Source organism: Ralstonia sp. Ralssp110 (genome assembly GCF_047325135.1).
Classification (GTDB): Bacteria; Pseudomonadota; Gammaproteobacteria; order Burkholderiales; family Burkholderiaceae; genus Ralstonia; species Ralstonia mojiangensis.
The window spans coordinates 480,582-504,078 of sequence record NZ_CP168609.1 but is presented as its reverse complement, the minus strand read 5'-3'; the positions used below and the strand labels follow the sequence as shown (position 1 = coordinate 504,078).

The window sequence follows — 23,497 nt, the reverse complement described above, 5'->3', positions numbered from 1 at the left end:
CCCGTCCATGAACTTATATGTGATCGCTGCTTTCGCATTCGCTGTGGGCGGCGGAGCAGAATTGCTCCGCCGAAAGCGCCGTCAGGCCAGCCTGCGGGCGCTTTCGGAGCGGGAATCGCTGGCCGACATTGAGATCTACAGGCAGTTCTACGCGGGCGGCAATTTTGACGAAGCTGCCGTTCGCTCAGCCTGGAACGAGATCGCTGAGACGCTGCGAGTGCCAGCCGACAAGTTGCGCCCGACTGACAAGTTCGGAACTGACATTGGCGTCTGGTTTATCACGAGCGACGAGCTGGATACGCTCGCCGAGTTGGCAGCACAGCGTGCCGCTCGGCGTGGAAAGGAGGTCGATATCTCCGCCATCGCAACAGTTGATGATTACGTGAAGGCGTTCGCTACGGCTTCAGCGCCCAGCTAGTTGGGCGCTCGGCGGAAATGTTTTGCACTCGTACCGTAAGGAAGCAACGGGATGGCAACGATTTATGAGGTGTGGGAGGTGGTGGACCCCGAAGGCGGCTCACAGATAGCGCTCGTCGAAAAAGGACAGTTCGAGGCGCAGCGGCATATGTACGACGGCAAACCAGAGTTGCTGACCTCGTTCGAGGCCGAAACCTTCGATGAGGCAGCCCAGAAACGTAACGACTACTTTGGCTGGGGCAAATATCAGCCAATGGACTAGCTTGGAAACGGGGTAGGGTTGCCGACATGAAATACGCAGACGGACAGCAAGTGCAAGTCGGCGATCGCGTCGGCCTCGGCGCTGACGCCGGCGGCGTGGTCGTGTGTTCGATCGAGGACGGTGTGTTCAGCGATGGGTACACGGCAGACCAGTGGGCCTATCTGCGAAAGGGCTTCATGGTCGAATTCCCTACGCTGGGCCTGATCCATTACGAAGCCGCCGAGGAAGATCTGCGCTTGATCTCACGCGCAGAGTCATAGGCCAGCCTTGCTGTGGGCGTAATACGGCCGCAGCTTGTCCTCAAGAATCTCGTCTACCGCATCGAGGCTGCGCGGCTCCGGGTTCAACCACGCATCAATGTTCTCCGGCTTGATCGGAATCGGGCAGCGGTCGTGCCCGGCCTCTGCAATCTCCGGCGGCGGATCGTCGGTGATGATGGCGAACGACAGCAGATCCTTTTCGCCGGGCTTGGTCGCGCGCCAGTGTGACCACACGCAGGCGACGAGCAGCGTCTGCGGCGGGTCGGGGCGGAATTCGACGATGGCGTTTGTGCCGTCTGGCTGGGCAACGTATTCATAGAACGCGTCGACCAGGACAAGGCCGTGCGTGTGGCCGTACTGGCCTTTCCAGAAGCCGCGCAGGTTGTCGCGGCGGGCGTTGTAGGTGCCGGGGTACTGTTCGTCGTAGAAGGCCGGCTTGCCTGCGGGGCGGCACTGGTAGCGCATCGGCTTGACGACGCGCCGGCCGTTCTCCATCACCATCACAGGCGCATACCAGCCGGGGTAGATGCGCGAGTCGCGCGGCTTGAGCTCGGTGCTCTTGAGCTCTTCGAGTTTGCCCTTGGCCGCCGCGATCTTGTTGGTGGCGATGCGGACGTCTTCAGCGGCTTTCTTGGTGGCCTTGGCGGCGAGGGCCTGTTGGGCTTTCTCCAACCGTTCGGTCTGCTTGGCCGCCAGCGCAAATTGAGCGTTAGAGCGCGTTCAACCCCCCCCCCCGCCAAGTCATTGATTCTATTGCCCCGAATGCCCGGCAATTTCATTGGGGTTCTGTGCCGAAAATCCGATCTAACACGTTGATTTATATTGGAAAATGGCGCTTCGCCGGCGCCCCCGCTGGATGCAGGATTCGGTAACGACGTGAGGCGTTGTGGTGCGAGGGTTTGGAGCCAATGAAAATCGTTCGAAATTATGCTGCATCAAGCTGGAGTCTGACAGGGCTCAGGCCAGGGGAGCCTGGGTAACGGAATCCTTCAACTACGCCGTGGCCGCGCTGCCCGCCATGTTCTCGCGCGTCACGCCAGCATTGGCTGTCACGCTGGGCCGCAAGCCCAGCCGGCGCTGCGGCGCCTAGTGCACGACTGGCTGCAGCAGGCAGCACAACGCTGGACAGGAGGCTGCAAAGAGTGACGCTCAGCCAAAACGACGTGCTCGCCGCCATCGACATCGTGGCGCTCGTGGCCATCTGCGCGGGCGCGGCGTGGTCTGCGCTCAGGCAGGCCATTCCGCACGGGCCGCGCGGCGCGCTGCTGCCGGCGCAAGTGAAGATTGGTCCGGCGCCGGCCTGGGCGATGGAGCCTCCGGCCGATGTGAGCTATCTGGAGATTTCGCCGCTGTGTTTGCACAAGCCTAGGGCCAAGACTCGTTTATCGACGCTGGTAGACAACGCCCTGGACCAAGACCTGATCTGGCTCCGGTCCCTCATCAAAACGTTTATGCGCCTCGGCAATGGCGACTTGATTCTCGTTCGCCCAGTTGACCAATGCCATGACGGGCTCCAACAGCGTTCTTCCCATGTCAGTGAGTTCGTAATCGACGCGTGGAGGAATGGTCGGAAACATCGTTCGCGTGATCAGTCCATCGCGCTCCATCGCGCTCCAGCCCGCGCAAGGTCAGCGTCAGCATCCGCTGAGAAATGCCGTCGATGCTGCGCTTCAACTCGTTGAAACGCCGTGGGCCGTTAGCCAGCACGGCGACGATGTAGAGGCTCCACTTGTCGCCTATGCGATCCAATATTCCGCGGGTTGCCACACAACCGCCGGTATCGGGGGCAGGCATATCGGCAGGTAGCTCGATGTGACTAGTGACATGCGTGTGCCTTCTTTCAGTCGAAGGCTACGAGGCCGCCATCCAACCGCACCGCGCCGAGATTCTGGGCGACATCGCCAACTACACCGACATCGTGCCAGTGGTCCAGGTCAGCGAGGTCATCGTCGAGCGGTTGGCTCTTTGAGCGCGACGGATCGAGTCTGACGATACGCCCAACGTCTGCACCCCGGCGGGCTGCCGTTAGCATCGCAGCTAGGCCACATTCAAGTGCGTAATTCGCTCGTGCGCGTCGGTGAGGTGGAATCCGTACTGTCCGATATCGTCCAGGCACGCGTTCACGTCGACGCCACGGTGCGGCTCGTCCGGGTGCATGTCGAGCACCTTGAACGGGCTCCACGGGCCGTGCCGCTCGGGCAGGTTTGTGCCGCGCTCATCCGACGTGAACCCGAATACGCGACCTTGGCCTCGGAATATGTGTACTTGCATGGTGTTCTCCAGTTGGGCCATTCTCAAAAGGAGAACGCCGCTTTACACTGTGTAAACTAAGTTGGAGTTTACACAGTGTCAAGTCCAGAGCCAACGACGCGCGCCCGGATTCTGCTAGCCACATTGGCGCTCATCGAGGGCGGCGCTACCGGCATCACGATGAGTCAGATTGCCAAGCAGGCAGACCTGTCCCGCCAAGCGCTGTATCTGATCTTTGAGAACAAGGCGGATCTATTCGTCGCGCTGCTTCGATATGTAGACGGCAAGCGGGGGATTGTTCAAGAGCAGGCCCGCATCAGGGCGGCTGAGAACGGTCTTGCAGCACTGCGGGCCCTTGTGGACCGACAGGCTCGACTGTGCCCCGCGTACAAGCCGCTTGCAGATGCCTTTGAACTTCTGCGACGGCAAGATCCCGATGCAGAGCAGGCATGGCAAGACCGGCAAAGCGATCGCCTGGAAGGCTGCCGTGTCGTTGCCGCCCGTATCAAAGCAGACGGCACACTCCGTGATGGGATTTCGGTTACTGCCGCTGCGGATCTTATTTGGTCACTCACCTCATCTGCGACTTGGGATGATCTGGTGGTCAAGCGCGGCTGGACTGCGGCTGCGTATCGGCGGCACATTAGCGAAGTTTTGCGGCTGTCACTTGTGAAATGAAAATGCGGGTCTGCCTTTGGCCATGAGTTCGGATTGGCGGAGCTTGCCAATCACCTCTGCGGCGAGCAGCGCCAAGAAAAAAGGGCGACTATCCGGCCGCCCGTCTTACCCATGCGCCATAAGCTCTATGGCTGCGCGGGCCAGAAGCCCGCTGCGTGTTTCAGCCGTTTTCCGGCAAGCAAACTTACCTGGGTCGAACTGAGCCCAGCAGCGCCAACTCGGCCGCATTCGCAATCTGATCTGCAAAGGTCGGGCTTCCAACCGCACGTGCGAGTGCCACCGCGCCTACTAAGGAAGCCAAAGCTGAATACGCTGCTTCAAGGTTCCGCGGGACGCGGGGCGACGCGGGGCCATCTACGACAGTCTGTGCAACTTCTTCGCGCAATGCCACTTCGAAGGCGGCGCGCGACTCCTGATCGGAGCGAGCCACTTCAGTCGGCAACGTCTGCAGCGTGCAGCTTTCCGACAGGTCGCAGGTTCGCTTTGCGCTGAGATAGAACCGCACAAACTCTGGCCACCAGGCGCGCCCATGCTCTGATTGGAAGTGAAGAACACCTCTTCGCAAATCGTCCATTCCTTGCCTCAGCGACTCACGGAAAACGTCGCCCTTGGAGTCGAAGTGGGCATCCCAGGGCCAGGAAGGAGTGCTTGATGCTGCTTTCAAATTACCTATTCTTTACCGACGCCTGCGAGGAGGCTCTGCGCTGCTATGAGGCATGCGGGCTGGGCCGGATTGTAGAGATGGTGCGATACGGCGCAGACGGGATGCCTCCCAAGAGCGAGGCAATGCGTGGCAAGGTCTGCACGCCAAATTCGAAGGGGATGGTATCGCCTTCTATGCTTCGGACAACGATGACGCAGAGCCGATGCGAGGGTCCGCGCACCATCTGGCGACGGACAGCAGGCGATCGACCGATCAGCTGTTCAGTGCGTTGAGTTCAGGAGGCCTCGTGACGACTGCACTCGACATGCAGCCGTGGGGGGACTACTACGGAAAACTGACGGATCGCTTCGGTGTGCAATGGATGTTGAACTGCCATGAGCCGGGTCGATCGTGACTGCCGAAGGCGCGTGCTAGGCGTTCTTGTCGAGGAGGGGCGGTGCTTGCTGCAAGGTATCACGTCGGTTCCAATAACCTGAGTGCCTCTTCAGGATCGGAAACAGCTCTTCAGAAGTCGGGCGGTCAACATCCGCTTTCGGCCAATGACGGCCAGCCTCAACGACCCGCATCGCTAGGCCAACCCGGCCAGCGATGCGAGCCCCGGCTCAACCCTGTACCGCTGCCTCAATCAAATCCGAAATCTGCACCGATGTAACGGTCTGTCGGATTTGGCCGAAGGTTCCGACGCCGCTGTCCAACCACACCACGCCGAGACCCTGGGCGGCATCGCCAACTACACCGACGTCGTGCCGGTGGTCCAGATCAGCGAGGTCATCGTCGAGCGTTTGGATCGCTGCTCTGTTGAGACTATTTCCCGGCCGAGTAGTTGATGGGAATCCAACGGAAGCCATGCTTATCCGCTTGCAGATGCCCGAGTCCCGGAAAAGGCACGTGAGCGGCGGCGAAAAGTATCTTGTCGTTGGCGATGCGGGTGAATTCCTTGATGCGTTCCTGTTCGGCTAACTGGCTGTCGCTATCGAACGAAACGGTGACCGTCGGATCCTCAAATTGAATAGCCGCGACATGCACGATGTCGCCCACGACCATCAAGCGATTCCCCTGGCTCTCGATCATGTAACCCACGTGCCCAGGTGTATGTCCAGCGCTCTGGTACGCATGGATGCCGGGGCTCAACTCTTGCGCGCCGTCAAACGGCCGCACGCGGCCTGCTCTGATGTAGGGCTCCATGATCGTCATCGCACGGCGATAGCTGCCCTTTTGGTCGCCGCGATTGCCCTCTGGCGCCTTGGCCATGTTCGCCTCGCTTAGCCAGTAATCCAGCTCACGACGATGGACGCGGACGATCGCATTGGGAAAGCGCATGTCTCCATCCGTCGTCAGCCCACCAATATGGTCTGCGTGCATGTGCGTGATGTCGATTTCATCCACCTGGGACGGCGCGTAACCGGATGCCTTCATGTTGGCTGCCAACCTCCCCAGGTGCGGGCCGAAGATGTTGCCTGCGCCGGTATCGATCAAAATCAGTTTGGCACCCGTATTGATCAGGAAGGCGTTGTAGGACGTTTCGAGCGGACTTTGTAGGTAATTCTCGGCCAGCACTTCGTTGACTTTTTGCGGTGTGGTGTTCGTCAGAAACTGGTCAACCGGCAATTCCAGTGTGCCGTCATTGAGTGCGGTGATCTCATAACCACCCAACATGAAACGGTAAAAGCCTGGCGCTAAGGTACGAGCAAAGGGAGCTGCCGCGTGGGCTGCAGACTGCAGTAGCAGAGACATGGCCAGAAGGCTGCAGAGGACAAACAGCTTGGTCATTGGATGTCGATATTTCATGATCGTCTTTTCTGTATCGGTGGCCGCATTGGCATCAAAACGGCGCGGCGGGAGTGCGGTTTGGGTTGGCAGCAACATGGCCACCTACGTCATTTCCCATTCAAGGTGGCTCTGGCCATCGCCGACCAATCCTGGTCGCCGTAGCCGGCATCCACAGCGTCCTGCATGCGCGCATAAACGATGTCGAGCATAGGTAGCTCGCCGTTGGCGTCCCGTGCGGCTTCTTTCGCCAGCCGCAGATCCTTCAGGCCCAGTGTCGCCTTGAAGCCTGGCGGATATTCGTTCTTAATGATGTTGCCGGAGTAGGTCTGGTAGGGGCGAGAGCCAAACAAGGTGCCGAGGCTCAGTTCCAGAAAGCGTTCCCGCGGCACACCATGCGCTTCGGTCAGCACCACCGCTTCGGCCATCGCTTCGATCGCGAAGCTGATCATCATGTTGCACGCCAGTTTGGCGGCATACGCCATGCGCGGATCGTCGCCCATGTGCCAGATGCGCTTACCAATCACCTCCAGCGCGGGCTTGACCTTATCGATCGCGGCCGGGTCACCGGCGGCAAGAATGTTGAGCTCGGCCCGCGCAGCGACATCGGGCCTTCCCAGTACCGGCGCTGCGACAAGGGCGATGCCGCGGGCGCGATGATGATCCGCCAGCTCGTGTGAAAACGCAGCCGAGATCGTGGACGACACCACATGCACCAAGCCAGGCCTTGCCTGTGCCAGAAGATCGCCTTCCATCAACACGCTGCGAATGGCAGAGTCGTCGGACAACATGGTCAATGCCATGTCGGCTTGCAATGCCTGCATTGGCGTATCCATCATTCGCACGCCTGCGACGCTGCCGCCCGAGCGATTCCATGCGACAACCTTGTGGCCGGCCGCAGCCAGGTTGCGTGCGATTTCCCGACCCATCGCACCAAGGCCGATGATTCCGATTTCCATTTGCTTTGCTTTCTCCAGAAAGTCAGGCCCAGCTTGAACGGAGCCAGCCGGGCTGTTGACTGCAGCCAATCGTTCGGCTGGCGATGGAGCGTAGTCTCGCAACGTTCGATACTGTTCATCAACTGAATATAATGAACACCGTCCGTTCAGTTTTGTAAGAGGTGACATGGAGTGGAGTGATGTGAGGATCTTTCTTGCTGTCGCCCGCACGGGCACGCTCGGTGCCGCTGCACGGGCTCTGCGCGTGAGCCACCCGACCGTGGGCAGGCGATTGCGCGCTTTGGAAGAGGCCACAGGGCAGGTGCTGTTTCAGCGGACGGCCGACGGTTTCGTTCTGACTGAAGAAGGGATGGGAGTGCTTCCTCTTGCCGAGCAGATAGAAGAGGGCGCGTTGGCGATGGAGCGGCGACTGGCCGGGAAGCAACAAGCGCTCGACGGCACGCTACGCGTGACCTCCGCTGACTGGTTTGGCGCCTACGTGTTGCCTCCGGTGCTGGCGGCGTATGCGGCCAAATACCCCCAAGTCCAGATTGAGGTGCTTACCGGAACACGCCTGTTCAACCTGGCGCAACGGGAGGCTGATGTGGCGTTTCGCATTGTGCCGTTCGAGGAGCAGGACATCGTCCAGCGGCGGTTGCTCCAGATGCGCTATGGCGTCTACGTGTCTGCCACCGGGCCCGCCCCGGTCGCTGGCGACGGCAGCGGATATCGGCTGATCACGCCGGATGTATTAAGTGGGTCGTTTCCGGATACGGCATGGCTGAGAGAAATGTTTCCGAATGCAGGGGTCGCGCTGCATTCGAACAACCGGAACGTCAAAGCGCAGATGTGCGTGATGGGAATGGGCATTGCAGTGCTGCCGCGCCCGCTGGGTGACCAGACCCACGGTATCCGCCGGCTGGAGCTGGACGTGGAGCCGCCGCATCGCGAGATCTGGATGGGCTACCACCGCGACTTGAGGCGGCTTAACCGCTTGTCTGCATTCGTTGATTTGACGGTCAGGCATCTCGCCAACTCTGCATTTGATGCCTCTGCCAGATCGCTGTGAACGCCCAACTTTGCGTGCAAGCGCATCCATGGGCCGAATGGTTTCCTTCGGCCAATAGTGGCCAACCTCGCTGGCCCGCACCGCCGCCGCCCAAATCCGAAATTTGCACCGACGCCCGAGCAAAGTCGGTCAACGCGCGGCAGCGCTTGTGCCGATAGCTGCCGGCGAAGATGACGACCGGCTCTTTGGCGTCGTCGGCTGTCTCCTCCCAGCGGCATTGGCGACCTACAGGACTGAGCATGCCGATGTAACGGTCTGTCCGGTCGCCCGGAACGGAAGTCTTAAGCCCCGTCGACTGCGAGCCGGTATGATCATCGGCACTCACGAGAATCGCTGGGCGACGACGTCAATGATGGCAAGGAGAACCGCATGATCAAGGTCACCGTGATGTACCCGTACACCGAAGGAACGCGCTTCGACCACACCTATTACCGCGACCGGCACATGCCGATGGTGAAGGCCAGGTTGGGCAGCGCCTGCGCTTACTACACCGTCGAAAAGGGCTTGGCCGGTGGAGCGCCCGGTACACCGCCTGCCTTCGTGGCGATGTGCGCGTTGATCTGCGATTCGGCCGAGGGCTTCCAGGCCGCCATGCAGAAGCATGGCGCCGAGATATTGGGCGACATTGCCAACTACACCGACATCGCACCGGTGCTGCAGGTTAGCGAGGTCGTCGTCGAGCGATCGGATCGCTAGCCATACGCTGTCGTGCAAATCACGTGCGGAAGTCGTGGCGAGCGGACACCGATGACCTCAGCGATCCTCTATCCCTCGTCGGTCTCGTGAAGTCGGCGCGCGACATGATCGCGGGCTTGCCAGCCGGCTTCTTTTGATACCGCGTACGGCGGCTGCGCTTGAGCAGGATCAACTCTGCGCGCGCTCACCCTCTGTGTAAAAGAGAGAGTCGCACTTAACTTGAGTGAAGGCGTTTGTTTGGAGAACGCCTCTGACGGCGTACGGCTTTTCTGCACTGAAGAGGACCTATGACAAGCGAACCGAAAAAATCCGACGAGCTCATTCAAGTCAAAGCAGTTCTCCGGCGCAACTTGGAGTCCATGGGCGCTATTGCTGCGCGCATGGTGGTGTTGATGAAGTTTCGCGAGGCGGTCTTGCCTTACCTGCCTCCCTCGGCGGCTGAGGGCGCGCTCGATGCATTCAATGCAAGTCTTGAAGAGGCGATCCCGCTGGCTGCTGAGTTTGGAACATTGCCCGCATACAGCGATGCGTTTTTCGACGAAGTGTTGACCACGCGAGCAGCGCTGCAGCGGCGGCAGAACGGGGAGGGGATTCGCGATCATTGAGGCAGCTGCCCGCCCGCATGGGGCTGGAGGGTGGGGCATTGCCAGTGCCGTTGGCGTAGGGTGTTGGTCTGGTGGCGGGAGGCGGTAGTGTGGCGTTGCGCCATACCGCTTCCCGGGCTGGCCAACGCTATGCGGCGACGGGTAGGGCGGCGGTGCCTTCTTCAGCGGTCTGCTTGCCGAGCAGAATCGCCGCACTCAACGCCATGCCTTCTGTTACGAAGCCTTCGGGGGAGCATGCAGACTTCCATTCCGACGGTGCTCGCCCGGTAGGCGCATAGCGGAACTCGCTGGCCCATCTGCCGTCGGCTCGTCGCTGGGTGCGTATTTCGACGTGGCCTTTTTGTGCTTTTACGATTAATTCCATGGGACCCTCGTTATTGTGTCCCCCCTTCTCCCGGAAGCGGGCGCCATTCTGTGCGGCGCGTCCAACAGCTTCACGGTATGAACGATTGAACGCAATGTCTAGCGATTTTCTGAGTACATCGCGCGAGGTGTTGAGTGGATGCGTGTTTTCAGGATGTACCGAATCGCGATGCGGTTATTTCTGCCGCGGCAGCGTGCGTCGCTGACTTGCCTTTGGGTGTGTAGAAAATCGTTTGTGCAGATAGCAAGGGTCAGCGCGCTTGCCCAAGGTTCTCCGCTTGCGAATGCGAGCCCGTACGCAAGCAGCGAGTTTTCACCGAGGAGGGCGGCGAAGATCGCAGTAAGCCCGCGCAGCAAATCAACGGAGCCTACACAGCGCGCTTTTTTGAACGCGCGCCTCAGCGCAAGCTTCCGAGTCTTCCAGTGCGACTGCGGTTGACGTTCGGATACGCTCGAACACATTCGATACCTGTCCTGCTTCGGAACGCGGGGGGATGCAATGCGGAATGCACAGATTGAAGAGACTGGCGGCCCCGCTGAACTGGAGCTGGGTGCCCGTGTCGCCGAGTCGTCGACTGGTTGAGTATTCGGCTCGAACTGCAGGCGGGGGACATGCTCTGGGACAAAGGCTTTGATATGGACGCCGTTGCGCCGTCAGCCTTCTTCGTGAACGAGTCGGGTTGCACTAACACCTTGCAGTAGAACCGCGCCGTCCTTTTCTTCCGTGGGGATTCCGGTGCCGTGTATCGTGCCGCCGACAGCGTGCCTCTCCGGAAGATGCTCCCCCCAAAAGCGTTGGCGTTCTACAACTCTGAGCGGTATGCGCCCATTAAGGCGCACGTCAGGAGGCCTAGCAGGCGTGCGTGTTTGTCGTCGAACATGCGTTGAACCCACTCACCACCGAACGGTCCTGCCGCGGTAGTCGAGATACTCGAGGCCGGGACGCCCCAGTTTGTTCAGAATCACGTTCACGACGCCCGGAATACTCTCTTCTATTGACAATCGTCCCTCGGGTCCGCCGAGGTCGGTGCGTACCCAGCCGGGGGCGATCAGCAGCATGGCCAAGGGCGTGTGAGCCTGGCGCGCAGCGAAGCTGCGCATGAACTGGTTCAGTGCCGCTTTGCTGCCACGATAGAGTTCGCGCTGGCCGGATTCATTGTCGGCAATGCTGCCTTGCCCTGACGACATGATCCCGATCAGCCCAGCCGGCGGAACAAGATGGGCCAGGCTTTCGACCACGCGCATCGGGCTGAGCGCATTGGTCATCATGAGCGCCACGAAATCCTCGGTGGATACCTCGCCGATGGTCTGCGTCGGATCCGGATTGGTCGTCCCCGCATTGACGAACAGAACATCGAACGTCCGGCCGGACAGGCGCTCGCTCAGGGCCCGGATCTGCTCGGGCCGCGTGATGTCCAGCGTTTCGATGGCGATCCGGTCTGGATGCGCATTGGCAAGATCGTGCAAGAGCGTCCTGTCGTTGCCGGCGCGGACCGTGCCCACGACGTTCCAGCCCTTCTTCAGGAACTCGGCCGCCATGGCGTAACCAAGACCCCGTGAAGCGCCGATCAGCAAAACGGTGGGCGTGTGGGTGGGAGCGTTGGACAAGGCATTCTCCGTTGTGCGCAGGGGATGCCGTGTATTGTGGGAAGAGCTCGTGCTTTGCACCAGACGCCTGGTCGACAATCCACGATTGCACCAGACGCCATAATTGGATGGGTTTTCGATTATTCTGGCCGCATGTCACGCGTCGACCTCAACCTCCTGACTGCGCTGGATGCATTGCTCAGTGAACGTAGCGTCACCGGCGCGGCCCGGCGTCTGAATCTCAGTGTCTCTGCCATGAGCCGCACGCTTTCGCGCCTGCGCATGGCGACGGGCGATCGCCTGTTGTTGCAGGCTGGCCGCGCGCTGGTGCTTACACCTTATGCCGAGCAACTGAGCCAACGTATTCCTGCACTGACCCGTGAAGCGGAGGCGGCGCTGGGGCGTGCCGAACATCGGTTCGACGTCGCTACCCTCGAGCAATGCTTCACCGTGCGCGCGGGTGAAGGCTTCGTCGATTTACTTGGCGCGGCCTTGATGGACCGCATCCATCGTACGGCGCCGGGCGTGCAAGTCCGCTTCACGCCCAAGCCGGACTGGAACGCCCAGCCCCTGCGGGACGGTGCGATTGATCTGGAGATCGGTATTGTCCGAACGGCCGCCCCTGAAGTCCGTACACGGCCGCTTTTCCGCGATCGCTATGTCGGGGTGTGCCGCGTGGGCCATCCTCTCCTGGGCGATGCTCACATCCGCCTGGAGCAATGGGCCGCATGTGGCCACGTCATGGTTTCGCGTACGGGGCAAGCGGAAAATGCGATCGACGTGGCACTGGAGCCGCCAAACCTTCGGCGGAAGGTGGCAATCGTGGTGCCGTCCTATATGAGCGCTATGCAACTGGCCCGCCATTCGGACTTATTGGCCGCCGTTCCATATTCCTGCTTGGGTAATGCCTTTGTAACGGATTACGCGGCTGCCAACGGGCTGCAGTATTTCGAGCTGCCGCTGGCCATACCCGCTTTCACCATTTCAAAGATCTGGCATCCGCGCCTCGATCACGATCCGGCGCAACAATGGTTTCGCACTGAAGTGCTAGCGCTGTGCCAAGCGGCATATCCGCAGAATCCACCGGAAGATGCGCGCTGATGGCAGGTAGGCCGTTATCGCCGAATGGCCGGCGTCGGTGCCCGGTCGCACGCTTGACTCTTATATAAGATATAAGACATTTGACCGTGTGGGGTATTGCGATTAGAATCGCGCCCAAGCGGCGCCCGGACCAGCCTCGGGGTGCCTGAAAAGATCCCCTGTAACGTCATCTCAGCAGGTCTCCCATGCTTGAAAACTTTCGCGCTCACGTGGCCGCCCGCGCCGCGCTCGGTATTCCTCCCCTGCCGCTGACGGCTCAGCAGACCGCCGAACTGGTCGAACTGCTGACGAACCCGCCCGCCGGCGAAGAGCAGACGCTGCTCGACCTGATCACCCATCGCGTGCCCGCTGGCGTGGACGAAGCCGCCCGCGTGAAGGCAGGCTTCCTGGCTGCTGTCGCCAAGGGCGAGACCGCTTGCGCGCTGATTTCGCGTGCCCGCGCCACCGAACTGCTCGGCACGATGCTGGGTGGCTACAACATCCAGCCGCTGATCGAGCTGCTGTCCGACGCTGAAGTCGGTGCCACCGCCGCAGAGGCGCTGAAGAAGACGCTGCTGATGTTCGACCAGTTCCATGACGTCAAGGAACTTGCCGACAAGGGCAACGCGAACGCGCGCGCCGTGCTGCAAAGCTGGGCCGACGCCGAGTGGTTCACGAGCCGCCCGGAAGTACCGCAAAGCCTGACCATCACCGTGTTCAAGGTCACGGGCGAAACCAACACCGACGACCTGTCGCCGGCACCGGACGCCACCACTCGCCCGGATATCCCGATGCACGCGCTGGCGATGCTGAAGAACGCGCGCCCTGGCATCACGCCGGAAGAAGACGGCAAGCGCGGCCCGGTCAAGTTCATCGAATCGCTGAAGGAAAAGGGCCACCTGGTTGCCTACGTGGGCGACGTGGTCGGCACGGGCTCGTCGCGCAAGTCGGCCACGAACTCGGTGCTGTGGTTCACGGGCGAAGACATTCCCTACGTTCCGAACAAGCGCTTCGGCGGCGTGTGCCTGGGCGGCAAGATCGCCCCGATCTTCTACAACACGATGGAAGATGCCGGCGCACTGCCGATCGAGCTCGACGTGTCGCAGATGGAAATGGGCGACGTGGTTGAACTGCGCCCGTACGAAGGCAAGGCACTGAAGGACGGCAAGGTCATCGCCGAATTCCAGGTCAAGTCCGACGTGCTGTTCGACGAAGTGCGCGCCGGTGGCCGCATTCCGCTGATCATCGGCCGCGGCCTGACCGCCAAGGCGCGTGAAGCGCTGGGCCTCGCACCGTCGACGCTGTTCCGCCTGCCGCATCAGCCGGCCGACAGCGGCAAGGGCTTCTCGCTGGCGCAGAAGATGGTTGGCCGCGCGTGCGGCCTGCCGGAAGGCCAAGGCATCCGCCCGGGCACGTACTGCGAACCGAAGATGACCTCGGTCGGCTCGCAAGACACCACGGGCCCGATGACCCGCGACGAACTGAAGGACCTGGCGTGCCTCGGCTTCTCGGCCGACCTCGTGATGCAGTCGTTCTGCCACACCGCCGCGTATCCGAAGCCGGTGGACGTGAAGACGCACCAGACGCTGCCGAACTTCATCAGCACGCGTGGCGGCATCGCGCTGCGCCCGGGCGACGGCGTGATCCACTCGTGGCTGAACCGCATGCTGCTGCCGGACACCGTCGGCACCGGCGGCGACTCGCACACGCGCTTCCCGATCGGCATCAGCTTCCCCGCAGGCTCGGGCCTGGTCGCCTTCGCGGCCGCCACCGGCACGATGCCGCTGGACATGCCGGAATCGGTGCTGGTCCGCTTCAAGGGCAAGATGCAGCCGGGCGTTACGCTGCGTGACCTCGTCAATGCGATTCCGCTGTACGCCATCAAGCAAGGCATGCTGACGGTTGCCAAGCAAGGCAAGAAGAACATCTTCTCGGGCCGCATTCTCGAGATCGAAGGCCTGCCTGACCTGAAGGTCGAGCAAGCGTTCGAACTGTCGGACGCCTCTGCCGAGCGTTCGGCCGCCGGTTGCACGGTGCACCTGAACAAGGAACCGATCATTGAATACCTGAACAGCAACATCACGCTGCTCAAGTGGATGATCGCGCAGGGCTACCAAGACCCGCGCAGCCTGCAACGCCGTATCAAGGCGATGGAGCAGTGGCTGGCCGATCCGCAACTGCTGCAGCCGGATGCCGACGCCGAGTACGCTGCCGTCATCGAGATCGATCTGGCCGACATCCATGAGCCGATCGTGGCTTGCCCGAACGATCCGGACGACGTGAAGACGCTGTCCGACGTGGCCGGCGCCAAGATCGACGAAGTGTTCATCGGCTCGTGCATGACCAACATCGGTCACTTCCGTGCCGCGTCGAAGCTGCTGGAAGGCAAGCGCGACATTCCGGTCAAGCTGTGGGTGGCGCCGCCGACCAAGATGGACCAGAAGCAGCTGACCGAAGAAGGCCATTACGGCGTGTTCGGCACGGCCGGTGCGCGTACCGAAATGCCGGGCTGCTCGCTGTGCATGGGCAACCAGGCACAGGTGCGCGAAGGCGCGACGGTCATGTCGACGTCGACCCGCAACTTCCCGAACCGTCTGGGCAAGAACACGAACGTGTATCTGGGCTCGGCGGAACTGGCGGCAATCTGCTCGCGTCTGGGCAAGATTCCGAGCAAGGAAGAGTACATGGCCGACATGGGTGTGCTCACCGCCAACGGCGACAAGATCTATCAGTACATGAACTTCGACCAGATCGAAGACTTCAAGGAAGTGGCCGACACCGTGCAGATGTAAATGCGTTGTCGCAGCCGCGTCGGGTTGTTCCTGGCGCGCTGATGTGTGATGTGAAAAAGGCGGCCGGGGGGGTTAAGCCCCCGGCGCCTTTTTCCTTTTGATGCCTCGCTGGATTTCGCCCCTGGACGGAACCCGAAAGGAGCGGACTCCCCGAACCGCGTGGTGTCAATGGATGATGATCGACACCGTTGAATATGCCGGCACCGTGATCGTCTCGCTGTACGTGCCCGCCTTCGTGCCGCGCGCGACGGGGAACTGGCCGAAGCCCTGCAGCGTGGCCGGCACGGACGTCGGCATGGTGCGCTGGCTGCTGTAGCTCGGGCCATTCAGCGCGGGGATCGAGAACCCGCTGTCCGTGCGAGCCGGATACGCGAAGCCCGATGGGCTGCCCGGCACCGGCAGCAGCGCGACCGCCGTGCCCCAGCGGCCCGTTGCATCGCCCAGGCCTGCACCACCGCCGGCCTGGATGGCGTTGTTCAATACCGCAGTCGAATCCGTCGACGAGAAGTTCTGCAGCAGGTTGGCGTAATACGCAATGCCGTACTGGCGCAGCAGGAAGCCGCCCAGGCTGCCCGAAATCGGATACCCCGGGCACGACGAAGACAGCGACGGATCGAACGCCGTCAGCGAGCAGTCGTACGCGCTTTGCAGCCAGGCCGGGAAGCGGCTGTCGCGCACGTTGTTGAAGGTCGGATCGATCTGGCTGGAGAGCACGTCTTCCATCGTCATCGCTGTCATTTCTTCCAGCCACGTGCCGTACATGTACTGCGAGCCGTGCAGCACGCCACGCTGGTAGAAGTTGGCCATGTGCGTGAACTCATGGCCGAGCGTCGAGATGACGGTATTCAGTCCGTCGGTGCCGCCGAGGTAAATGGTTTCCGAATCCACATACAGCGACAGCGACTGATTCGACAGCGGCTGCGAGCTGGTGGTGAAGTTGTTGCGTGCCCAGAAGTAGCCAACGCGGCCATAGGCCTGGCCGTCGGGCTGGATGTTCAGCACCACGATGTCGAGCGCCTGGTTCGGGTCGATCAGGCTGGCCGAGCTGGAGTAGCTGCCCCACGGCTGGCCGACCAGCGAAGTGGCCAGCGTATAGACCGACTGCGTGCCCGAAGCGAACTTGGTGATGAGCGTGTTGATGATGCCGTCGCTGATCTTGCTGGAGCCGTATTCGGTGTTTTCCACCCACAGGTTGACGATGCGGCCGTCGGTGGCTGTGGTTTGCTGGCGCAGCGTGGCCGTACGCACGGTGGCGGTGCCGTCCGGCTGCTGGTGGTTCCACGTTCGCTGCGTGCCGACGCTGGCGACCGACTGCGGACGCAGCACCGTATCGTTGGAGGCGCCTTGCGTCTTGAGCGGGCCGGCGCCAGTGGCGTAGCCGTCCAGCGCATGCATATTGAAATCGGACAGCTGACGGTCGAACGCCGCGTTGGCGTCATTGCCGGCCACGTCGGCGGCAGGCTTGGCGACCGGCGCGCCCGTTGCGTTCAGCAGCCCCAGGCCCGTCAGCGAGACGGATGGCATCGGCTGCGCCGCCGCACTCTGGTTCGTGTAGACGAGCGTCACGCTCTGGCCCGTGAGCCCCGCGATCGACACCGGCACCGAGCCGGCCGCTGCGCCCGTATTCGTCGCTTGCCACACGCCCACGCCGGAGCCGGCGTAGGTGTTGCCCAGTGCGCCGCAGTTCGACCCGCTGCACGCCGCCGCCACAGTGATATTGGCGGACGAGCCTTGCGTGGCTGCCGGGGTGGCCCCTGAACTGCCGCCGCCTCCGCCCCCGCCACATGCGGCCAGGGTGCCTGCTGCTGCCACCATCATCGCGATGGTCCATTGCTTCGTGCCGCGCACGACGTTGCTGCTGCGTTCCATCCACTTCTCTCCAAATCCGCACATACCGAATGCGTGCGCAAGGGCGGCTCGTGACTGCCTCAAGCGCAACATGCCGACGGATTCTCTAGCTGAAGTGGCGGATTCGATCCGTGGAAATAACGCCTTCACAGGCGCCAATTTCCCCCGATGTGGGGGTGCGCAAAGTTTGCGTTGTCGAAAAGGTTGAAAAAGTCGTAGCCCCCAGATGTAGATGCAGAAAATGGAGGAGGGCGCCTGGCGCCACTTTGGCGACGGTACCGTCCGCTAGAATGGGCCGCCCGCTCATTCACCGCGCCGCAAACGCGCTCAATACGTCACCCGCCGATGCTCGTTGCGCAGCTCAAATCGTTCTTCATGGTTGCCCGCCTGGGCAGCATCACGCTGGCAGCCAAGCAGCTTGGCCTGTCGCAGCCGACCGTGACTTCGCAGATCCGCGCCCTTGAAGAGGCCTACGGCGTAGAGCTGTTCTACCGGGGCGGGCGCCGGCTCTCCTTGTCGGACGCGGGCGTGCGGCTGATGCCCCTGGTGGACCAGCTCGTGCGCCAGGAAACCGAGATCGACTTTTTCCTGCGCAACTCCGGCGACATGGGATCGGGTCACCTGCGCATTGGCGCGACGGCGCCGTATTACGTGCTCGACATCGTGGATCGGTTCTGCAAAAGCCATCCCGGCATTGACGTCAGCATCGAAGCCGGTAATTCGGTGCAGATGCTCGAAGCGCTGCAGGAGTACCGCGTCGACGTGGCGTCGTCGTCGCAGCGGGTGGACGACGCGCGTTTTCTGCGCATTGAGCTGGCGCGCGATCCGCTCGTGCTTGTCGTGCATCGAAGCCACGCGCTCGCCGGCCAGACGAGCGTGCCGGTCAGCGCGCTGTCGCAATGCCGGCTGCTGGTGCGCGAAGTCGGGTCGACCACCCGCGCCATGACGGAAACGATGATGGCGCAGGCTGGCGTGACGCCGGCTTCCACGGTCGAGATCGGCAGCCGGGAGTCCATCCGAGAGGCCATCACGCGCAACCTGGGTGTCAGTGTCATCGCCCGCCAGGAAGTGCCAAGCCACGCCGATCTGCGCGTGCTGCCCTTTGAAGGTGGCGCGCCGGAGCTGAGCGAATACCTGTACTGCCTGCAGGATCGGCGCGATGCGCGCTTGATTGCCGCCTTCCTGAGCGAAGTCCGGCCCGTCGCGTCATAGACCGAACCAAAATCCGGAAATGCGCGCATTGGCGTTTTTGGGGTAACTGCCACAAGGGGTACATGTCGGCTGGCTACAGTGGCGACCGTTTTTGCCATTGTCTGCGCCCCCGTGCCCATCTCTCAGCCTGTTATCTACCCGACCGCGGGTTCTGCCGCGCCGTTCCTGTCTGTGCGGCAAGTCTCGCGCCGCTTTGGCGCGTTCACCGCACTCGACGGTGTGTCGCTGGATGTGGGGCAGGGCGAATTCGTCTGCCTGCTGGGCCCGTCGGGCTGCGGCAAGACGACCTTGCTGCGCATCATTGCGGGGCTGGAGGCGCACGACGGCGGCCAGATCGTCGCCGGTGGCCGCGATATTTCCAACCTGGCGCCGCGCGAGCGTGACTACGGCATCGTCTTCCAGTCGTATGCGCTGTTTCCCAACCTGACGGTGGCGCAGAACGTTGGCTACGGACTGGACGCCAGCAACGGCAACCGTGCGCGCATGCAGGAGCGGGTCTCGGAGATGCTCGCGCTGGTTGGCCTGGCCGGCAGCGAGGCGAAGTACCCGTCGCAGTTGTCGGGCGGCCAGCAGCAGCGCGTGGCACTGGCCCGCGCGCTGGCGCCGGCACCGTCGCTGTTGCTGCTGGACGAGCCGATGTCGGCGCTGGACGCCCAGGTGCGCGAACACCTGCGCGTCGAGCTGCGCCGCCTGCAGCGCAAGCTGAACGTCACCACGCTGATGGTCACGCACGACCAGGACGAGGCCATGGCAATGGCCGATCGCATCGCCGTCATGTCCAACGGCCGCATCGAGCAGACCGGCTCCCCGGCGGAGATCTATTCGCGCCCGGCCACCGGGTTTGTCGCCGGGTTTGTCGGCCAGGCCAACTGGCTGCCGCTGGAACGCGCGGAAGATGGCACGCCCACGCTGGCCGGCCAACCGCTGCTGCTCGATCCGGCTTTCGCAGATAGTGCGTCCACGCCGGGCCGTCTGTTCTGCCGCCCCGAAGCCGTCACGCTGCACCCCGACGACGACGCCCCCAACCGCCATCTGGCCCGCGTGGTCGATCAGATTTACCTGGGCAGCCGCACGCGCGTGACGCTGTCGATCGATGGATTGGCCGATGCACCGCTGGTGGCCGAAGTGGCATCGAGCGCGCTGCAAGTTGGCCGCAGCGGCCTGGGCGACAGCAAGCTGTGGATCGCGCTGGAGCGCGACGGCCTGCGCGTGTATGCCTGAGGCCACGATGTCGATGCTGCCCCCCGAGACCCACGTGGTTGCGGCCACGCAATCCGAACCGGTTCGCGCTGCGAGCCGGCCATTCTGGCGTACGGATGCTCCGGTGCTGACTGGCATGAAGCTTGGCTGGCTGCTGTTGCTCACCATCGGCTTGCTGCTTCCCACGGCCATGATGTTGTTGCAGGCCACGGGCCTCGTCGCCAGCGTGCGCAGCACAGACGAGCATGGCTTCGCGCTGGTAGCCCACGTGGTCCAGGCGCCGAATTTTCTTGCCATGGTGGGGCGCACGCTGGCCGTATCCAGCGCCGTGGCCGCGATTGTGGTGCCGCTGGCGTTTGCGCTTGCCTATGCGGTGCAACGCACGCGCATGCCATTGCGCGGCACGATGCGCACGCTGGCGATGCTGCCGCTGTTTGCACCGTCGCTGCTGCCCGGCATTGCGCTGGTCTACCTGTTCGGCAACCAGGGCCTGTTCAAGGCATGGATGAACGGCGGCAACATCTACGGCTTCTGGGGCATCGTGCTGGGCGAGTTGTTCTACACCTTTCCATATGCACTGATGCTGCTGCTGGCGACACTTACGCTCGCAGACGGTCGCTTGTATGACGCCGCGCGTGCCATGGGTGCGAGCCCGTGGCGCACGTTCCGAACGGTCACGCTGCCCGGCGCACGCTACGGCTTGTTCGGCGCCTTTGCGCTGGTCTTCACGCTGGTCGCGACCGACTTTGGCGTGCCGACCGTGGTGGGCGGCAGCTACCAGGTGCTGGCCGTGGAGGCCTACAAGGCGGTGGTAGGGCAGCAGCAGTTTGCGCGCGGCGCCGTCATCGGTTTGATGCTGTTGCTGCCAGCGCTGCTGACCTTTGCGGTGGAGCGCCTCGTGCAGCGCCGTCAGCACGCCGCGCTGGCCAGCCGCGCACAACCCTATCACCCGCAGCCGGATCGCCTGCGCGACGGGCTTTTCCTGCTGCTGAGCGTACTGGTGGTCGGCGGGATTCTGCTGATGCTTGCCACTGCCGTTGGCGCATCGCTGGTGAAACTCTGGCCATACAACCTCGAGCTGTCGCTGCGCAACTACGACTTCGACAACATGGACGGCGGCGGCTGGCTGGCGTATCGCAACAGCCTGAAGCTGGCGGCGCTCACGACCGTTTTCGGTACCGTACTGATCTTCAGCGGCGCATGGCTGGTCGAAAAGACACGCGCTGCCGGATGGTTGCAATCCGGGCTGCACTCGGCCATCCGCTTTGCCGTGCTGCTGCCGATGGCAGTGCCCGGCCTCGTGCTCGGTCTGGGCTACGTCTTCTTCTTCAACCATCCGGCCAATCCGCTCAACGGCCTGTATGGCGGCATGGCGCTGATGGTGCTCTGCACGATCATGCACTGCGCCACGGCGGCGCACCTTACGTCGGTGGCGTCGCTCGGGCAGCTCGATCCGGTGTTCGAAGCGGTGTCGGCCTCGCTCAAGGTGTCGGCGCTGCGCACGTACTGGCGCGTGACGCTGCCGATGTGCCTGCCCGCCGTCCTGTCGTGCGCGCGTTATCTGTTCGTGTCGGCCATGACCACCGTGTCGGCGGTGATCTTTCTCTACAGCCCCGACACCGTGCTCGCTTCCGTGGCCGTGCTGAACATGGACGACGCCGGCGACATCGGCCCCGCTGCGGCCATGTCCACGCTCATTCTCGCCACGTCGATCGTCGTATCGCTGCTGCTGGAACTCGCCATGCGCGGCATCGTGCGCCGCACGCAGGCTTGGCGCACGGCAGCGCATTGAATTCGCAGTTCGTCATTCGTAGTCCGTCATTGCAACAGCAGAAAGGAAGCAAGAACATGGGTGATTCCTCCCCAATCACGGCGCGCCAGGCGGGCGCAGACCGCCTCAATCCGGGCAGCACGCCGTTGCGGCTGGAAGCTGCGGTGCTCGACTGGGCCGGCACCGTGGTCGACTTTGGCTCGTTTGCGCCCACGCAGATCTTCGTGGAAGCGTTTGCCGAATTTGGCGTGGCCATCACGCTGGACGAGGCACGCGGCCCGATGGGCCTGGGCAAGTGGGACCACATCTGCACGCTGTGCAACGACGGCGCAATTGCCGCACGTTTCTCGCTCGCGCATGGCCGCATGCCGACCGATGACGATGTCACCGCCATCTACAACCGCTTCATGCCGCTGCAGATCGAAAAGGTCGGCGCGCATTCCGCCATGATTCCGGGCGCCCTGGACACCGTCGCCGCACTACGCGAAGCGGGTCTGAAGATCGGCACGTGCTCGGGTTACCCGCGCGTGGTGATGGACCGTGTAGTCGACCTGGCTGCCAGTGCCGGCTACACGCCGGACTGCGTGGTCGCTTGCGACGAAGTGCCCCGCGCGCGCCCGTGGCCTGCGCAGGCCTTGCGTTGCGTGGTCGATCTTGCGATTGGCGATGTAGCGGCCTGCGTGAAGGTCGACGACACGGTGCCCGGCATCGAAGAGGGCCGCCGCGCCGGCATGTGGACCGTTGCGCTGCTCATGTCGGGCAACGCGCTGGGTCTGCCGTACGAGCAATACATCGCACTGTCTGCGGATGAGCGTGCGCGTCATCGCGTTGCCATCTCGGCCGGCTTTGCTGCCTGCCGTCCGCACTACGAGATCGACACGATTGCCGATCTACCTGAAGTCGTGGCCGACATCAACCGCCGCCTCGCGCGCGGTGAGCGCCCGCAGTGCATCTGAGTTTGTTGTCCTGTTTGTTGTCTTTTCCGCTGCATCACACCATACCGAGGAAACCATGACCGCACGTCTTTCCCTGCTGGCCGCCGCAGCCACTTCGGCCGCGATGGCTTTCGCCACGTCGGCTTTTGCCAAGACCACGCTGACCGTATATACGGCGCTGGAAGCTGATCAAGTGAAGGCGTACCAGGAGGCTTTCGAGAAAGCCAATCCGGACATCGAGATCAAGTGGGTGCGCGACTCCACCGGCGTTGTCACCGCCAAGCTGCTGGCCGAGAAGAACAACCCGCGCGCTGACGTGGTGTGGGGCCTGGCCGCATCGAGCCTGGCCATCCTGGACAAGGAAGGCATGCTGACGCCGTACGCACCGGCCGATCTGTCGAAGATCGGCGCTACGTACCGCGACAAGGCCAATCCACCGGCATGGGTCGGCATGGATGCCTGGGGCGCCGCCATCTGCTTCAACACCGTTGAAGCGCAGAAGCAGAACCTGCCGAAACCGACTTCGTGGGCCGACCTGACCAAGCCCGTGTACGCCGGCAAGATCGTCATGCCGAACCCGGCTTCGTCTGGCACCGGCTACCTGGACGTGAGCGCATGGCTGCAAACGATGGGCGAGCAGAAGGGCTGGGCCTACATGGACGCCCTGCACCAGAACATCGGCCAGTACACGCACTCGGGCTCCAAGCCTTGCAAGATGGCGGCCTCGGGTGAATTCCCGATCGGTATCGCGTTTGAATACCGTGCCGTGAAGTCGAAGAAGGAAGGCGCACCCATCGACATCGTGCTGCCGTCCGAAGGCCTGGGCTGGGACGTGGAAGCCACCGGCATCATGAAGGGCACGAAGAATCTGGACGCTGCCAAGAAGCTGGCCGACTTCTCCGCAAGCCCGGCCGCAATGGCGCTGTACGAGAAGAACTTCGCCGTGGTCGCCACGCCGGGCTTCTCCAAGCCGGATCCGCTGCTGCCAGCCGACTACGAAAAGCGTCTGATCAAGAACGACTTTACGTGGGCCAGCGCCAATCGTGACCGTATCCTTGCCGAGTGGACGAAGCGCTACGACGGCAAGTCGGAGAAGAAGTAAG

General features: G+C 62.5%; 21 protein-coding genes and 3 pseudogenes. 16 read left to right on the top strand and 8 right to left on the bottom strand.

Features of this window, described 5'->3' with window-relative positions:
* Positions 1 to 7 precede the first annotated feature (7 nt).
* Genes ACEN9T_RS02845 through ACEN9T_RS02835 form a run of 3 tightly spaced genes read left to right on the top strand, consistent with a single transcriptional unit; the run spans position 8 to position 939 of the window.
* Entirely contained in the window at positions 8 to 418 is a 411-nt protein-coding gene (locus ACEN9T_RS02845; RefSeq protein ID WP_413706365.1) for a hypothetical protein, read from the top strand.
* A 51-nt stretch (positions 419 to 469) separates the two neighbouring features.
* On the top strand, positions 470 to 679 hold the full coding sequence (locus tag ACEN9T_RS02840; RefSeq protein ID WP_413706364.1) for a hypothetical protein: 210 nt from the start codon (positions 470 to 472) through the stop codon (positions 677 to 679).
* A gap of 26 nt (positions 680 to 705) precedes the next feature.
* Positions 706 to 939 (top strand): hypothetical protein, encoded by a 234-nt coding sequence (locus tag ACEN9T_RS02835; RefSeq protein ID WP_413706363.1) that lies wholly within the window; start codon positions 706 to 708, stop codon positions 937 to 939.
* Here ACEN9T_RS02835 and ACEN9T_RS02830 read toward each other — a convergent pair.
* Positions 934 to 1,629: pseudogene (locus ACEN9T_RS02830) on the bottom strand (SOS response-associated peptidase family protein); the annotation flags it as partial. The gene ACEN9T_RS02835 and the pseudogene ACEN9T_RS02830 sit on opposite strands and share 6 nt — an antisense overlap.
* Before the next feature lie 692 nt (positions 1,630 to 2,321).
* Positions 2,322 to 2,733, bottom strand: a pseudogene (locus ACEN9T_RS02825) (winged helix-turn-helix transcriptional regulator).
* 46 nt (positions 2,734 to 2,779) lie between these two features.
* Between ACEN9T_RS02825 and ACEN9T_RS02820 the strand changes: the two are divergent.
* Positions 2,780 to 2,908: pseudogene (locus ACEN9T_RS02820) on the top strand (EthD family reductase); the annotation flags it as partial.
* A 68-nt stretch (positions 2,909 to 2,976) separates the two neighbouring features.
* Here the strand turns inward: ACEN9T_RS02820 and ACEN9T_RS02815 are convergent.
* The gene (locus tag ACEN9T_RS02815) at positions 2,977 to 3,210 is read right to left on the bottom strand and encodes a hypothetical protein (RefSeq protein ID WP_413706362.1); all 234 of its coding nucleotides are present in this window, start codon (positions 3,208 to 3,210) and stop codon (positions 2,977 to 2,979) included.
* 159 nt (positions 3,211 to 3,369) lie between these two features.
* Between ACEN9T_RS02815 and ACEN9T_RS02810 the strand changes: the two genes are divergently transcribed.
* Positions 3,370 to 3,867 carry a TetR/AcrR family transcriptional regulator gene (locus tag ACEN9T_RS02810; RefSeq protein ID WP_413706361.1) on the top strand — a complete coding sequence of 166 codons (498 nt, stop codon included), beginning with the start codon at positions 3,370 to 3,372 and terminating at the stop codon, positions 3,865 to 3,867.
* Positions 3,868 to 4,817: 950 nt separating this feature from the next.
* The gene (locus ACEN9T_RS02805; protein WP_413706360.1) at positions 4,818 to 4,925 is read left to right on the top strand and encodes a VOC family protein; all 108 of its coding nucleotides are present in this window, start codon (positions 4,818 to 4,820) and stop codon (positions 4,923 to 4,925) included.
* A 410-nt stretch (positions 4,926 to 5,335) separates the two neighbouring features.
* Here ACEN9T_RS02805 and ACEN9T_RS02800 read toward each other — a convergent pair whose 3' ends face one another.
* Positions 5,336 to 6,265 (bottom strand): MBL fold metallo-hydrolase, encoded by a 930-nt coding sequence (locus ACEN9T_RS02800; RefSeq protein ID WP_413706591.1) that lies wholly within the window; start codon positions 6,263 to 6,265, stop codon positions 5,336 to 5,338.
* Between the two features lie 143 nt (positions 6,266 to 6,408).
* Positions 6,409 to 7,257: an NAD(P)-dependent oxidoreductase gene (locus ACEN9T_RS02795; RefSeq protein ID WP_413706359.1), complete on the bottom strand. Its 849-nt coding sequence runs from the start codon at positions 7,255 to 7,257 to the stop codon at positions 6,409 to 6,411.
* Between the two features lie 166 nt (positions 7,258 to 7,423).
* Between ACEN9T_RS02795 and ACEN9T_RS02790 the strand changes: the two genes are divergently transcribed.
* From ACEN9T_RS02790 to ACEN9T_RS02780, 3 genes are all read left to right on the top strand, one after another.
* Entirely contained in the window at positions 7,424 to 8,305 is an 882-nt protein-coding gene (locus ACEN9T_RS02790) for a LysR family transcriptional regulator (protein ID WP_092975471.1), read from the top strand.
* Positions 8,306 to 8,674: 369 nt separating this feature from the next.
* Complete coding sequence (locus tag ACEN9T_RS02785) at positions 8,675 to 9,001, top strand: EthD family reductase (protein WP_413706358.1); 327 nt, start codon at positions 8,675 to 8,677, stop codon at positions 8,999 to 9,001.
* 287 nt (positions 9,002 to 9,288) lie between these two features.
* Positions 9,289 to 9,606, top strand: coding sequence for a hypothetical protein (locus tag ACEN9T_RS02780; protein WP_413706357.1), 318 nt, complete (start codon positions 9,289 to 9,291; stop codon positions 9,604 to 9,606).
* Between the two features lie 127 nt (positions 9,607 to 9,733).
* Here ACEN9T_RS02780 and ACEN9T_RS02775 read toward each other — a convergent pair whose 3' ends face one another.
* Together ACEN9T_RS02775 and ACEN9T_RS02770 are read right to left on the bottom strand one after the other, a co-directional pair.
* Positions 9,734 to 9,970: a hypothetical protein gene (locus ACEN9T_RS02775; RefSeq protein ID WP_413706356.1), complete on the bottom strand. Its 237-nt coding sequence runs from the start codon at positions 9,968 to 9,970 to the stop codon at positions 9,734 to 9,736.
* Between the two features lie 893 nt (positions 9,971 to 10,863).
* Positions 10,864 to 11,598 (bottom strand): SDR family NAD(P)-dependent oxidoreductase, encoded by a 735-nt coding sequence (locus ACEN9T_RS02770; RefSeq protein WP_413706590.1) that lies wholly within the window; start codon positions 11,596 to 11,598, stop codon positions 10,864 to 10,866.
* Positions 11,599 to 11,709: 111 nt separating this feature from the next.
* On the opposite strand from ACEN9T_RS02770, the gene ACEN9T_RS02765 reads away from it, so the two are divergent.
* Both ACEN9T_RS02765 and acnB read left to right on the top strand, forming a co-directional pair.
* Positions 11,710 to 12,657, top strand: a complete 948-nt coding sequence (locus ACEN9T_RS02765; RefSeq protein WP_413706355.1) for a LysR family transcriptional regulator — start codon at positions 11,710 to 11,712, stop codon at positions 12,655 to 12,657.
* Positions 12,658 to 12,842: 185 nt separating this feature from the next.
* Entirely contained in the window at positions 12,843 to 15,428 is a 2,586-nt protein-coding gene (gene acnB / locus ACEN9T_RS02760; protein ID WP_413706354.1) for a bifunctional aconitate hydratase 2/2-methylisocitrate dehydratase, read from the top strand.
* A gap of 165 nt (positions 15,429 to 15,593) precedes the next feature.
* On the opposite strand, the gene ACEN9T_RS02755 is transcribed toward acnB, so the two are convergent.
* Positions 15,594 to 17,297 carry a M30 family zinc metallopeptidase gene (locus ACEN9T_RS02755; RefSeq protein ID WP_413706353.1) on the bottom strand — a complete coding sequence of 568 codons (1,704 nt, stop codon included), beginning with the start codon at positions 17,295 to 17,297 and terminating at the stop codon, positions 15,594 to 15,596.
* A gap of 324 nt (positions 17,298 to 17,621) precedes the next feature.
* Between ACEN9T_RS02755 and ACEN9T_RS02750 the strand changes: the two genes are divergently transcribed.
* The 5 genes from ACEN9T_RS02750 to ACEN9T_RS02730 all read left to right on the top strand — a co-directional run bounded on the left by ACEN9T_RS02750 (position 17,622) and on the right by ACEN9T_RS02730 (position 23,496).
* A complete protein-coding gene (locus ACEN9T_RS02750; RefSeq protein ID WP_413706352.1) occupies positions 17,622 to 18,488 on the top strand; it encodes a LysR family transcriptional regulator in 867 nt (288 codons plus the stop codon).
* Positions 18,489 to 18,566: 78 nt separating this feature from the next.
* On the top strand, positions 18,567 to 19,709 hold the full coding sequence (locus ACEN9T_RS02745; protein ID WP_413706351.1) for a putative 2-aminoethylphosphonate ABC transporter ATP-binding protein: 1,143 nt from the start codon (positions 18,567 to 18,569) through the stop codon (positions 19,707 to 19,709).
* A gap of 7 nt (positions 19,710 to 19,716) precedes the next feature.
* Positions 19,717 to 21,480 carry a putative 2-aminoethylphosphonate ABC transporter permease subunit gene (locus tag ACEN9T_RS02740; protein WP_092975445.1) on the top strand — a complete coding sequence of 588 codons (1,764 nt, stop codon included), beginning with the start codon at positions 19,717 to 19,719 and terminating at the stop codon, positions 21,478 to 21,480.
* 56 nt (positions 21,481 to 21,536) lie between these two features.
* On the top strand, positions 21,537 to 22,415 hold the full coding sequence (gene phnX, locus ACEN9T_RS02735) for a phosphonoacetaldehyde hydrolase (RefSeq protein WP_413706350.1): 879 nt from the start codon (positions 21,537 to 21,539) through the stop codon (positions 22,413 to 22,415).
* A 55-nt stretch (positions 22,416 to 22,470) separates the two neighbouring features.
* Positions 22,471 to 23,496, top strand: coding sequence for a putative 2-aminoethylphosphonate ABC transporter substrate-binding protein (locus ACEN9T_RS02730; RefSeq protein WP_413706349.1), 1,026 nt, complete (start codon positions 22,471 to 22,473; stop codon positions 23,494 to 23,496).
* Position 23,497: the final 1 nt, after the last annotated feature.